The organism is Flavobacterium sp., from assembly GCF_031411595.1.
In the GTDB taxonomy this organism is placed as follows: Bacteria; Bacteroidota; Bacteroidia; order Flavobacteriales; family Flavobacteriaceae; genus Flavobacterium.
Genome location: NZ_JANOBI010000015.1, coordinates 1 through 12,672 on the forward strand (window position 1 = coordinate 1; position 12,672 = coordinate 12,672).

The window sequence follows — 12,672 nt, forward strand, 5'->3', positions numbered from 1 at the left end:
ATTTAAGGCTTTCGTTTTCAATAAAATAAATTGAATTGTCCATATATTAATTTTAAAATTTTTTGTATAATCAAAAATTATTTTTATATTTTCACCCGCTTCGGGGTGTTGCGTAGCCCGGTTATCGCGCCTGCTCCCAAAGCAGGCGCGATAACCGGGCTACGCTACACCCCGAAGCGGGTGCAAATATAAAACTAATTTTTGCTTATACAAACTATTTTAAAATTAAGATATGGACAATTCAATTTATTTTATTGAAAACGAAAGCCTTCAATCCAAAATACTGCCCTAGCCCGGATGGAAACGATATCCTTTTGTGCCGTTGTTCGGCGCAAAAGATTTAGTGGACAGCCGGAAACAGCTCCTAAAAACCATTGTTGAAAAATCTGTTCATTTTAAGATTTAAAGTTCACGATGGAATTCATACCTTTGCGCACGTTTTTAAAAAACAATTGATACACTATGCTGGCTATTTTATTTTTCGTTTTTATTGGTATTGTTGCGATTCAACTGTTTTATTACGTGTTTATTTTTGGGAAGTTTTCTTTTTTGAAATTGCAGAAAAGTACACCCAAAAAAATACCGATTTCGGTGATTGTTTGTGCTAAAAATGAAGAGGAAAATGTCGTGAAATTTATCCCCATATTAGCCGAACAAGATTATCCTGACTACGAAATTGTCTTGATTGACGATGCTTCGAGCGATACTACTTTAGATCTTTTTGAAGGTTTTGAAAAACAATATCCGAACATTCGTTTGGTGAAAGTCGTCAATAACGAAGCGTTTTGGGGTAACAAAAAATTTGCTTTAACACTCGGAATCAAAGCTGCAAAAAAAGAATATTTGCTGTTTACCGATGCCGATTGTTACCCGACTTCGAAAGATTGGATTAAGGAAATGAGTTCGCATTTTACGACCGAAAAAACCATTGTTTTGGGTTATGGCGCGTATGAAAAAATGGCGGGTTCGTTTTTGAATAAATTGATTCGTTTTGAAACATTACTCACGGCAGTTCAATATTTTTCTTGGGCCAAAATAGGGCGCCCTTATATGGGTGTTGGGCGAAACTTGGCCTATAAAAAGGAAGAATTTTTTAATGTGAATGGGTTTATCGACCACATGAAAATCCGTTCGGGCGATGATGATTTGTTTATCAACCAAGCGGCGAAGGGCAAAAATACTACGATTTGTTTTTCACCCGATAGCTTTACTTATTCGATGCCGAAAACTTCTTTTAGAGATTGGTTCATCCAGAAAAGACGCCATGTGTCGACCGCACATTTTTACAAATCATTTGATCGTATGCAATTGGGCGGATTTTATGTTTCTCAGTTGTTATTTATATTGTTGCCAATCGTGTTATTGGCTTTTCAATATCAATGGATTATTGTGTTAAGTTTGATTGGATTCCGATATATATTCACATGGATTACATTAGGTTTGGCGGCCGGAAAACTCAAAGAAAAAGACGTGATGTATTGGTTTCCAATCCTCGAAATGGTCGTTTTGTTTGTGCAATTGAATATCTTTATTACTAACGTTTTCGCGAAACCTGTACATTGGAAATAAAAAAAAATATAGAACTGGCTAAGAATGGTGATCAAGTTGCCTTTACATTCTTGCTCGATCATTATTGGAACGAAGTCTATGGTTTCATGCTCAAACGCACCGAAAACGAAACCGATGCCGAAGATATTACGATTGAAACTTTTGCCAAAGCGTTCGATAAAATTGCTACTTACAACCCCGAATTTCAGTTCAATACTTGGCTCATTGCCATTGCGAAAAACGTCCATATCGACATGTTGCGCAAACGCAAATCCTCATTGTTTGTCGATTTTTCTGACGAAGATGATTACCATACCTACAACATCGCCGACACCACGCCATCGGCTGAAGACAAGCTCATCACCGAGCAAAATTTGTCGCAATTGCTGCAATACATTAAAGAGCTCAAGCCGCATTATCAGGAAGTTATTCAACTGCGGTATTTTCAAGAAATGACGTATCAGGAGATTGCTGATATCTTGGGCGAATCTTTAAACAATGTCAAAATAAAATTACTGCGCGCTAAGAAATTATTGGCGGAAATTATTGAGAATAAGCGTTGAATCGTGTTTTTCAGGAGCTATTTCCCGCTATCATTCCAATCTTGTCATTGCGAACGCAGTGAAGCAATCTGTTGAATACTTACGGCGCAATGCCAAGGATTTTCCCTTCTATCGGGGCTAGGGCACCAAATCCATTACAATACACCATTGTCATTCCGACGTAGGAGAAACCTTTTGAAGTTGAGCAGATTCCTCCTACCTCGGAATGACAAACTAACAATTAACAATATTTTCACATCGATTGCGTTGATAATAAAAAACACTCTTATGATCGTATAAATACTTAACCCATTAAATTTTGAATTATGTCAAGATTAAGTATTTATGCCAACAGCTGGATTGACCTCGTTTTCGAAGGAAAAAACCAAGCGTACGGTGCATTTCAATTGCGCCAAAAAAGTGATGAAACCACATTGCTAGCCTTTTGTTTAGGAATTTCTTTTGTGGCGATGTTAGCTACAATTCCGATGCTTATTTCGAGTTTTTCACCCAATCACGAAACGGAAGTTTTAGATCCTGTTTTTCCTACGATTCAAATCACGAATTTCAAACCCAACAAACCACAAACTCCGGTAAAATTAGCGTTGCCTGTGACTAAAAAATCAGCTGACGATGAGACTAAGAAGGAGGGACTAATCGATCCCGAAATCGTAAAACCCATCGATGCCAATCCTGATATTGCAAAAAATAACGAACATCCTGTAAAAAACAATCCTGATGCGGGCGACAATACCGGCAAAGGAAATAATCCTGACACAAGAATTACTACACCAACAGGAACAACACAGCCGACCACTACTCCAACGATTCCTGAAGACGTTCTCAACACGATGATAACCGTTGATAAACGCCCAGAATTTCCGGGTGGAATCGTTGCCTTTTACAATTATATAGGAGAAAATTTCGAGAAGTTGGAAGTCGAAGAAACCATCAGTGTCGTTGTTTCTTTCGTCATCGAAAAAGATGGTAGCATGACCGACATTAAAGTGCTCAGAAGTGCCGCACCCAGCATTGATAGAGAAGCGATTCGTGTGTTAAAGTCATTGCGAACCAAATGGAAACCGGGCATTAAAGACGGAAAACCGGTAAGAACGGAATATAAACTACCTATTAAAGTAAAAAATAGTTAAAGATTTAAACCTACTAGGTTTTTAAAACCTAGTAGGTTTAAAAAATATTAATCTAATACTAAGCTTTCTTAACAAACTCAGTTCTTAAAACCATCGCGGTTTTATTCACACGACAATCAATTTCAGCGGGATCATCGGTCAAACGAATGTTCTTCACCATCGTTCCTCTTTTAATCACATCCGACGAACCTCTTACTTTCAAATCTTTGATTACGGATACAGAATCACCATCATTCAATAGATTTCCGTTGCTGTCTTTTACATCCATGTTATTTTTTCTTTTTAGTAGTGGCTTTCTTGGTTGGCTTTTTGGCAGTCGTTTTGGTGGTCGTTTTAACCGTTTTCTTCACATAAGGTTTATACAGACCATCTGCTTCCGCTCTGCTTTTTGCATTTGCCGCTCTGTCTTTTGAATCCGGATGTGAACTCATCATTTTATCAATGAATGACGCTTCTTTTCCTTCGCTCATACTGGCTAATATATTGAAAGCCGCTTCTTCAGCATTAACATCGTATTGGTTGCGTTTCAAAAAATCATAAGCATACAAATCCGCTTCCGATTCTTGTTTTCTACTGTGCTTGCTGTCGAGAATAGCATTCGCAATTTTCCCGATTTGACTATCCGCCACTGCTGCCACTTTATCCGATTGTGAAGCTGCTGCATCAATCAATGCTTCTTTTTGGTAAGCCGCTTTCATCGCATCGCGTGAATCATGATTGGCAACGTGACCAATTTCGTGACCAATTACTGCGAGCAATTCGTTGTCATCCATGATATCCATCAAACCTGAAAATACGCGTACGCTTCCATCAGCAGTAGCAAAAGCATTGACTTCTTTGATGAGATATACTTTATAGTTTAAATCCAATCCAGCTTCGGTTTTATGATTTCCGAAAACTTTATTGAGTCGAATGGTGTAAGCATCTTTTGGACCTGCTACTTTGTTTTCCGTGTCCATTTTATCAACTGCTTGTTTCGATAAATTGGCAGCATCGGCATCGCTAAACATAAATCCCGACATGCCTTTTTGAACCGCGCCCAAAGCACGCTCGTTTAGATTTATTTTGTTTAAATCAATTTGCGCATTGGTAATCCCAAAAATGGTCATGGCAAATCCAGCCAATAAAACTCTAGTTTTCATAATATGAATTCTTAAAAATTTGAACCGCAAATATAATAACTTCAATGCATTTGTTTTTGATTTGTGATGAATTTTAATACTTTTGAAACAAACCACAATCTATTTATGCGACAATTCACCACCCAAGAAAAAATAAAACATCTTTTAGGATTCCCAGTAATCGTGGCGGCTTTAGGCTATTTTGTAGATATTTATGATTTATTGCTTTTTGGAATTGTACGTGTTCCGAGTCTAAAATCACTGGGTTTGGATGTAGATGTTGCCGGTACACACATCATCAATTTTCAAGTGATGGGTTTACTATTAGGCGGTATTTTATGGGGTATTTTAGGGGATAAAAAAGGAAGATTATCAGTGCTTTTTGGTTCTATTTTAGTGTATTCTTTGGCTAATATTGCGTGTGGTTTTTTACCTCAAATGCATTTTGCTGATACAGTAACTATCTATGCCTGCTTGCGATTTATAGCCGGCATCGGATTGGCAGGAGAACTGGGTGCCGGAATTACTTTGGTTTCAGAAAGCCTTCCTAAAGAATTACGTGCGATCGGTACTTCATTGGTAGCCGGATTCGGTTTGCTTGGTGCTGTGGTTGCGGAATGCACCGTTGAATTAGCCAGCGATTGGACCACCGCATATTTTGTCGGCGGGATTTTAGGATTAATGTTATTGCTACTCCGAGTTGGCGTTATGGAAAGCGGTATGTATAAAAATCTAATCCAGAAAACTTCGATTGCCAAAGGGAATTTCTTTTGCTTCTTTACCGATCGAAAGCGGTTCGTTAAGTATTTGAAATGTATTGCGATTGGTGTACCCATTTGGTTTACAACCGGAATTCTGATTATGATGGCGAATCAATTTGCGGCGGCCATGGGAATTACCCACCTCGAACCCGGGAAAGCAATCATGTGGGCGTATGTTGGCGGTTCGGTTGGCGATTTTTCGAGCGGATTCATCTCACACGCGTTACATTCAAGAAAAAAAGCCATCCTATTGATGATGAGTATTAGCATTCTCGGCATTTTATTATTGCTTTTCAGCGGTACGAAAACCCAAACGATGTATTATGTTTATTGCGTTTGCATTGGTTTTGGAAACGGTTATTGGGCCATGTTTGTGACGGTAGCTTCTGAGCAGTTTGGTACCAATTTGCGAAGTACAGCCACCACAACAGTTCCGAATATCGTGCGTGGATTACTCGCAGTAATGTTAATCGCTTTTGATTTCTTTAAAGTGGATTATGGTGTGATAGTTTCGGCAAGTATAGTTGGTGTCATTGTATTTTCTCTTGGGATTTACTCCACCATGACGATTGATGAAACGCACGGACGGGATTTGGATTTTGTGGAGGGAGAATAATGCTATTTCTTTGCGTCTTTGCGCCTTTGCGAGAGATAATTATTTTCTCGCAAAGACGCAAAGACGCAAAGTTTAAAAACGTAGAGATAGTTTCTTTTCACCGAAGAACCCTAGCCCTGATAGTAGCGAAAATACTTTTGCGACGGCGTTCGGCGCGAAAGATTGTAGTGGATAGCAGGTTCCCGGCTCCTAAAAAACCTTAGAACCTTAGGAACTCAGAACCTTCTTTTCCCTAACATCATTTTAACGTATCAAATCAAAACAATCGTTATCTTTGTGCTGCAAAAATCACTGCTATGGAAAGCGTTTTAGACAATACTTTACCCGTTGGAAAGCCAAAATGGCTCAAGGTAAAATTACCGATTGGACAGAAATATACTGAGCTTCGCGGTTTGGTAGACAAATATAAATTGAACACGATTTGCACTTCGGGAAGTTGCCCAAATATGGGTGAATGTTGGGGTGAAGGCACAGCGACATTCATGATTTTAGGCAATATATGTACGCGTTCTTGTGGGTTTTGCGGCGTGAAAACCGGCAGACCCGAAACCGTAGATTGGGATGAACCTGAGAAAGTGGCGCGGTCGATTAAGATTATGAATATCAAACATGCGGTTGTGACGAGTGTCGATCGCGACGATTTGAAAGATGGCGGTTCGATCATTTGGATTGAAACTGTGAAAGCCATTCGACGTATGAATCCGACGACAACTTTGGAAACTTTGATTCCAGATTTTCAAGGCATTGAAAGAAACTTAGACCGCATCGTAGAAGCCAATCCAGAAGTGGTTTCGCATAACGTAGAAACGGTTCGACGATTAACTCGTGAAGTCAGAATTCAAGCGAAATACGACCGAAGTTTAGAAGTGTTGCGCTACTTGAAAGCGAAAGGCATCAACCGAACCAAGTCGGGCATTATGTTGGGTTTGGGCGAAACCGAAGAAGAAGTAATTCAAACGATGCGTGATTTACGCGATGCGAATGTGGATGTCGTGACAATTGGTCAATATTTGCAACCGAGTAAAAAACACTTGCCTGTTAAAGAATTTATTACGCCGGATCAGTTTCAGAAATATGAAAAAATTGGTTTGGAAATGGGCTTCCGTCATGTGGAAAGCGGCGCTTTGGTGCGTTCTTCTTATAAGGCGGCGAAACATATATTATAGACCGCTTCGCTTTTGGACACGCTGCGCTTTGGACACGGCTACGCCTATAGACACGCCTTCGGCTTTAGACTTTTAGACTTATGACTCATATTAAAATTGCCATTAATGGATTTGGACGTATCGGAAGGAATCTTTTTCGATTACTGATCAATCATCCTTTGATTGAAGTGGTTGCGATTAATGATATTGCCGATAACAGAACGATGGCGCATTTGATTAAGTACGACAGCATTCACGGCGTGTTGCCTTATGAATGTTCGTTTGATGACACTTCGATTATTGTCAATGGAAAATCGTATTTGTTTTTTCATCAAAAAAATATTGCGAATCTCGATTGGAAATCGATTGATATTGATGTGGTCATTGAATCGACCGGCAAGTACAAAACCTTTGATGAGATTAATGCACATATTATTTCGGGTGCTAAAAAAGTCATTCTTTCCGCGCCTTCAGAAGTTGATTCGATAAAAACAGTGGTGCTTGGTGTGAATGAATCAATACTTGACGGTTCAGAAAAAATTATTTCTAATGCGAGTTGCACGACCAATAATGCGGCGCCGATGATTAAAATTATCAGCGAATTGTGCGGCATTGAACAGGCTTATATTACGACGGTTCACTCCTACACGACCGATCAGAGTTTGCACGATCAACCGCATAAAGATTTGCGTCGGGCGCGTGGTGCGAGTCAATCGATAGTGCCTACTACAACCGGTGCAGCCAAAGCATTAACCAAAATATTTCCCGAATATGAAGGAAAAATCGGTGGCAGTGGTATTCGCGTTCCAGTTCCTGATGGTTCGCTGACGGATATTACATGTTATGTGAAACGCGAAGTGACTATTGAAGAAATCAACGCCGCTTTCGAACGTGCTTCTAAAAACGAACTCAAAGGCATTCTTGCCTATACCAACGATCCTATTGTATCTGTTGATATTATTGGCAACACCAATTCTTGTTTGTTTGATGCGCAATTAACTTCCGTTATTGGCAAAATGGTTAAAGTAGTGGGTTGGTATGACAATGAGATTGGTTATTCCTCGAGAATAATTGATTTAATAATTTCCACTATTCCCAAATAATTTCTTACTTTTAAACCCTTGAAAAACAGCCATTAACTTTTTATGAGGTATTTATTTGTAATTTTTATTTTCTTCTCTTCATTATTATCTGCTCAGAAACGACAAAAAGTTGCCACAAAAGTAGATAGTGTTGCATATTATATAGAGTTGTCTAACTTTAATATCAAAACCAACAATTACAAATTTTCGTTAGATTTTGCACAGAAAGCTATTGATTATGCACATGTTAAAAAAGACATCAAGTCGGAAGCTTACGCCAATAGTATGTTGGGTGGTATTTATTTTGAACTCAAAAAATACGATGATGCGATTGAGTCCTATTATAAAAGTGTTTCGTTATACAATACTTTAAAACCATCCACACAGCAAGCCTTTTGCTATTATCAATTGGGTTTGTGTTTTATGGAAAAGGAAAGTTATTTGCTTGCAGAAAACAATTTCGATAAAGCCAAAACAATCTACACTGCGATTAAAATTCCCGATGCGATCGAGTTGCTGAACCTTCAAAAAGCGATTGTATACAAAGCCAAAAGACAATTCAAATTGGCGATTCCGATTCTGAATCAAATTATTGCCAAGCCTGACGCGAGCGATTTATCGAAAACGAAAGCGGAAGCATTATACCAAATTGGTACGATTGAATTGGAAAATGACCGAAGTAATTTGGCGCTCAATTACCTTACGCGCGCTTATGCTTTGAATGCGAAAGATAAAAATACGGAACAGAAATCAGAGATTTTGTTTGCTTTGAGTTTGGTGTATGAAAAATTACTCGACATCAACAAAGCGCATTTTTATTTGAAGAAACACTTAGAATTAAAAGACAGCATCACGGCTTTAAACAATAAAAAATTAGGCACCGAAGATTATGTTGAATTCAAAGACAACGAGCGTTTAAGAACCATCGAGCAATTAGATAAGGAAAACAAAGAGCAGCAAAAAGCCAATAAAGTAGCCAAGTTGATTAGTATTCTTGCGATTGCTTTGATTTCGATTTTATCGCTGTTGAGTTTGTCATTGTATAAAAATAACATCATCCGAAACCAATCGAATTTGTTATTGAAAGAGAAAAATAATGAGTTGCAATTGGCGAAAGAAAAAGCCGAAAAAGCATCGAAAGCCAGAGCAGAATTTTTGTCGACTGTAAGTCACGAATTGCGAACGCCATTGAATGCTATTAATGGAATCACACATTTATTAATTGAAGAAAATCCGAAACCGAGTCAGATGAATTATTTGACTTCGCTCAAGTTTTCAGGAAATTATTTGCTGACGTTTATCAATGAAATTCTCGAAATCAACCGTATCGAATCAAGTGCTATCGAAACCGAAAACATCAATTTTGATTTGAAATTGTTGTTGAAAAACATCCAGAATTCCCTTAAAGAATTGGCGGCGATTAACAACAACGCTTTCACCATTGAAATCGATCCTAACATTCCAGAATATCTGATTGGTGATCCAACAAAGTTGTCACAGATTTTCCTCAATTTGATTAATAATGCGTTGAAATTTACTAAAAATGGTGAAGTGAAAGTCATCTTGGATACGAATGAAATCAACGAAGAATTCACTTCAATTCACTTCAAAATTCTCGACACCGGAATTGGAATTCCCGAAGAAAAAATAGAGTCCGTTTTCGAAAGTTTCTCTCAAGGTTCTATTGAAATCAACCGAAAATATGGCGGTACCGGTTTGGGATTGACGATTGTGAAAAAACTCGTCGACATACTTGGCGGAAAAATTAAACTCGAAAGTGAAGTTGGAAAAGGTTCTGCGTTTTCTTTCGATTTGAGTTTTAAAATTGGTGATGAACAAACAATTGTTGAAAAATCGGGCGATTATGACGAATCGATTTTAAAAGACAAAAAAGTACTCCTGATTGAAGACAACAAAATCAATCAAATGATTACCAAAAGAATGGTCGAAAATAAAGGCATGGTTTGCGAAGTCATCGACAACGGTGAAGACGCGATTGAAGCTGCCAAGAATAAGGTTTATGATCTGATTTTAATGGATGTTCATTTACCCGGAATCAACGGAACCATCGCTACGCAAACGATTCGAACTTTCGATAAGAAAATCAGAATCATTGCTTTGACAGCGATTTCGTTGAATGAAAATCGCGAAATGCTGCTATCGTACGGCATGAATGATGTGATTACAAAACCTTTCGATCCGAATGATTTCTACAGAATTATTACGATGAATTTAGCCAAGCCGGTTTAGTACGACTGAATCAATTCTTTAATTAATTTGCGAACTTGCGGCTCTGCTGATCTTGCTGCTTCGAGAACTTCGGCATGTGTGATGGTTTCTATTGCTTCTTCGCTGCCGATATCGGTGATTACTGAAATTCCGAAAACTTCCATTTCCATGTGACGCGCTACGATAACTTCAGGAACTGTTGACATTCCTACACAATCAGCACCTAGAATTTTCACCATACGGTATTCTGAAATGGTTTCGAAAGTTGGGCCTTGCAATCCTAAGTAAACGCCATCTTGCACTTCAATTCCCAAATCCTTAGCAATTTCTTTGGTTTTGGCAATCATATTTCTGCTGTAAGGTTCACCCATATTAAGGAATCTCGGTCCGAAGCGTTCGTCATTTTTTCCGCGCAATGGGTGTTCGGGCATCATGTTGATGTGGTCTTTGATCAATACAATCGAACCGACTTTATAAGTTTCTTTAACGCCACCTGAAGCATTGGAAACAACCAATTTTTCAACGCCTAAATATTTCATTACTCGAACGGGGAAAGTCACTTCTTTCATCGAATAACCTTCGTAGAAATGAAATCTTCCTTGCATCGCAACCACTTTTTTAGTTCCGATGGTTCCGAAAACCAAAGCACCTTTGTGACCTTCAACAGTAGAAACCGGAAAGTTTGGGATTTCACTGTAAGGCAATGTAAATTCAACCGCAATATCATCGGTAAAACTTCCCAATCCGGAGCCTAAAATGACACCATATTCTGGAGTGAAGTTGGTTTTTTCTTTAATGTATTTAACGGTTTGCTGTACTTGTTCCCACATAATTTAAAATGGTTTGATCGAAATTATTGCCTTCTAAAACGAACTTAGTTTTTATCGGTAAATAAAAAAGCTGTGAAGCTGGAATGTGGTTTTTGAGGCGCACATAATCTTTTTCAGTCGTAATGATGAGCTTATTTTCTGCTTGTTTTTTTATTATTTGAATGTCGCTATCGCTGAAATCATGATGATCCGGAAACGTAAGAACGACATCGTTTACGTGCTGCAAATATGCAAAAAATGGTTTGGGTTTTGCAATTCCTGCCAAAAGTAATTTTGATGTCGTTTTGATTTCACTCACTTTTTTTACCGAATCCGCCGAATAAACCGAATCATCATAAGCAATAGAAGTGAAAAACACCATTGAATCACTGTCATTCCGACGCAGGAGGAATCTCTCCAACTTACCTCTAATTTCCTTTTGCTCCGTTTCAGAAATATTAGTTGGACATTTAGTAACAATTATCAAATCAGCTCTTTTCGTACCACTCCGACTTTCTCTCAAATTTCCAGTCGGCAACATCCAATCGTCAGTAAACAAATCGCCATAAGCCGTCAACAAAATATAAAAACCCGCTTTGACTTTACGATGTTGAAAAGCGTCATCAAGCAAAATTATTTGAGGTTTTTTATTTTGAGAAAGCAATTGTTCAATACCGTTTTTTCGATTGGCATCAACGGCAACTTGGATATTAGCGAATTTCTGGTGTATTTGAAACGGCTCATCTCCTAAAGTTTGTGCATTTGCATTGTCATCCGCTAAAATAAACCCTGTCGATTGTCTTTTATAACCTCGACTTAGAGTTGCTACAGCATATTGCTCAGACAATAATCGAATCAAATACTCAATCATCGGTGTCTTTCCGGTGCCGCCAACACTCAGATTTCCAACGGCAATAATCGGAACATTAAACGAATAAGATTTTAATATGCCTAGATCATACAGATAATTTCTGATTGAAGTCACAAGCCAATAGATAATGGCGAAAGGGAAAAGTAAAATTCTCAACAAAATCATAGCACGAAAGTAGCGTTTTTTTATCTTTGAAAGAAAATAATTCTAGAAACAACTCTTATATGAAACTTCACTTTCTGAAATTTCTTTTCTTCTTTTTATTGCTACCAAAGTTAGTTTTGGCTCAAGAGAATGACAATGCTGCGATTTTAAAAATCATTTTTACCAAATATTACGCAAACGAAAAATTGATTGCCAAAGGAAGATTGCAATTGCTGAATTTTTATTGTAAAAAAGCACCCAACAATGAAGAAGTTTTAGAAGTCATTTCGAAAAGCGATTTACTCAAAAAAAACGCCGTCGAAATCAAAAAGCAAATCATCAACAATATCGATGAGGATTGGTCGGCAGCTTATAATTTGGTATTCAACAACCAAAATCAATACCTCAAAAAGAAAGTCAATAGTTGTTTGTCATTCGAAGAATATCAAAAAGTATCCGACCGTTATGGCGAAAATAACCAACGATTGATGATTGTGAGCAAACCGATTTATTTTTCGAACAACAATTTCGCTTTGGTTAAAGTAGCTTTTTACCGCAGCATCGAACACAACAGCGGCAGTTATCTTTTATTGGAGAAAACCAACGATATTTGGACAATCAAAGATTATTTAAACGTCTGGGCTACTTAAAAA

General features: G+C 38.0%; 11 protein-coding genes and 1 pseudogene. 8 read left to right on the top strand and 4 right to left on the bottom strand.

What is annotated here, in order from left to right:
* Positions 1 to 462: 462 nt before the first annotated feature.
* From RMO03_RS02580 to RMO03_RS02590, 3 genes are all read left to right on the top strand, one after another.
* Positions 463 to 1,569 carry a glycosyltransferase gene (locus tag RMO03_RS02580; protein WP_309640521.1) on the top strand — a complete coding sequence of 369 codons (1,107 nt, stop codon included), beginning with the start codon at positions 463 to 465 and terminating at the stop codon, positions 1,567 to 1,569.
* Entirely contained in the window at positions 1,560 to 2,111 is a 552-nt protein-coding gene (locus tag RMO03_RS02585; protein WP_309640522.1) for a sigma-70 family RNA polymerase sigma factor, read from the top strand. Before RMO03_RS02580 ends, RMO03_RS02585 begins: the two co-directional genes overlap by 10 nt.
* A 305-nt stretch (positions 2,112 to 2,416) precedes the next feature.
* On the top strand, positions 2,417 to 3,241 hold the full coding sequence (locus RMO03_RS02590; RefSeq protein WP_309640523.1) for an energy transducer TonB: 825 nt from the start codon (positions 2,417 to 2,419) through the stop codon (positions 3,239 to 3,241).
* 58 nt (positions 3,242 to 3,299) lie between these two features.
* On the opposite strand, the pseudogene RMO03_RS02595 reads toward RMO03_RS02590, so the two are convergent.
* Both RMO03_RS02595 and RMO03_RS02600 read right to left on the bottom strand, forming a co-directional pair.
* Positions 3,300 to 3,500, bottom strand: a pseudogene (locus tag RMO03_RS02595) (zinc ribbon domain-containing protein YjdM); the annotation flags it as partial.
* Positions 3,501 to 3,510: 10 nt separating this feature from the next.
* A complete protein-coding gene (locus RMO03_RS02600) occupies positions 3,511 to 4,383 on the bottom strand; it encodes a M48 family metalloprotease (RefSeq protein ID WP_309640525.1) in 873 nt (290 codons plus the stop codon).
* Between the two features lie 105 nt (positions 4,384 to 4,488).
* Between RMO03_RS02600 and RMO03_RS02605 the strand changes: the two genes are divergently transcribed.
* The 4 genes from RMO03_RS02605 (at position 4,489) to RMO03_RS02620 (ending at position 10,216) form a co-directional block, all read left to right on the top strand.
* On the top strand, positions 4,489 to 5,739 hold the full coding sequence (locus RMO03_RS02605) for an MFS transporter (RefSeq protein ID WP_309640526.1): 1,251 nt from the start codon (positions 4,489 to 4,491) through the stop codon (positions 5,737 to 5,739).
* 296 nt (positions 5,740 to 6,035) lie between these two features.
* Positions 6,036 to 6,905, top strand: coding sequence for a lipoyl synthase (gene lipA, locus RMO03_RS02610; protein WP_309640527.1), 870 nt, complete (start codon positions 6,036 to 6,038; stop codon positions 6,903 to 6,905).
* A gap of 80 nt (positions 6,906 to 6,985) precedes the next feature.
* Positions 6,986 to 7,987 carry a type I glyceraldehyde-3-phosphate dehydrogenase gene (gap, locus tag RMO03_RS02615; RefSeq protein ID WP_309640528.1) on the top strand — a complete coding sequence of 334 codons (1,002 nt, stop codon included), beginning with the start codon at positions 6,986 to 6,988 and terminating at the stop codon, positions 7,985 to 7,987.
* 42 nt (positions 7,988 to 8,029) lie between these two features.
* Positions 8,030 to 10,216 carry an ATP-binding protein gene (locus tag RMO03_RS02620; protein ID WP_309640529.1) on the top strand — a complete coding sequence of 729 codons (2,187 nt, stop codon included), beginning with the start codon at positions 8,030 to 8,032 and terminating at the stop codon, positions 10,214 to 10,216.
* On the opposite strand, the gene RMO03_RS02625 is transcribed toward RMO03_RS02620, so the two are convergent.
* Together RMO03_RS02625 and lpxK are read right to left on the bottom strand one after the other, a co-directional pair.
* Entirely contained in the window at positions 10,213 to 11,025 is an 813-nt protein-coding gene (locus RMO03_RS02625; protein ID WP_309640530.1) for a purine-nucleoside phosphorylase, read from the bottom strand. The two genes, RMO03_RS02620 and RMO03_RS02625, sit on opposite strands and share 4 nt — an antisense overlap.
* Positions 10,997 to 12,040, bottom strand: coding sequence for a tetraacyldisaccharide 4'-kinase (gene lpxK, locus RMO03_RS02630; protein ID WP_309640531.1), 1,044 nt, complete (start codon positions 12,038 to 12,040; stop codon positions 10,997 to 10,999). The genes RMO03_RS02625 and lpxK overlap by 29 nt, the downstream gene beginning before the upstream one ends.
* Positions 12,041 to 12,099: 59 nt before the next feature.
* Here lpxK and RMO03_RS02635 point away from each other — a divergent pair, with 59 nt between their 5' ends.
* Positions 12,100 to 12,669 (top strand): hypothetical protein, encoded by a 570-nt coding sequence (locus RMO03_RS02635; RefSeq protein ID WP_309640532.1) that lies wholly within the window; start codon positions 12,100 to 12,102, stop codon positions 12,667 to 12,669.
* The last annotated feature ends 3 nt before the right edge of the window (positions 12,670 to 12,672 follow it).

Coding starts and splice junctions, on each gene's coding strand:
- lpxK (WP_309640531.1), bottom strand. CDS start 12,040: ATGATTTTGTTGAGAATTTTACTTTTCCCTTTCGCCATTATCTATTGG.
- RMO03_RS02635 (WP_309640532.1), top strand. CDS start 12,100: ATGAAACTTCACTTTCTGAAATTTCTTTTCTTCTTTTTATTGCTACCA.
- RMO03_RS02600 (WP_309640525.1), bottom strand. CDS start 4,383: ATGAAAACTAGAGTTTTATTGGCTGGATTTGCCATGACCATTTTTGGG.
- RMO03_RS02625 (WP_309640530.1), bottom strand. CDS start 11,025: ATGTGGGAACAAGTACAGCAAACCGTTAAATACATTAAAGAAAAAACC.
- gap (WP_309640528.1), top strand. CDS start 6,986: ATGACTCATATTAAAATTGCCATTAATGGATTTGGACGTATCGGAAGG.
- RMO03_RS02580 (WP_309640521.1), top strand. CDS start 463: ATGCTGGCTATTTTATTTTTCGTTTTTATTGGTATTGTTGCGATTCAA.
- RMO03_RS02590 (WP_309640523.1), top strand. CDS start 2,417: ATGTCAAGATTAAGTATTTATGCCAACAGCTGGATTGACCTCGTTTTC.
- RMO03_RS02620 (WP_309640529.1), top strand. CDS start 8,030: ATGAGGTATTTATTTGTAATTTTTATTTTCTTCTCTTCATTATTATCT.
- lipA (WP_309640527.1), top strand. CDS start 6,036: ATGGAAAGCGTTTTAGACAATACTTTACCCGTTGGAAAGCCAAAATGG.
- RMO03_RS02605 (WP_309640526.1), top strand. CDS start 4,489: ATGCGACAATTCACCACCCAAGAAAAAATAAAACATCTTTTAGGATTC.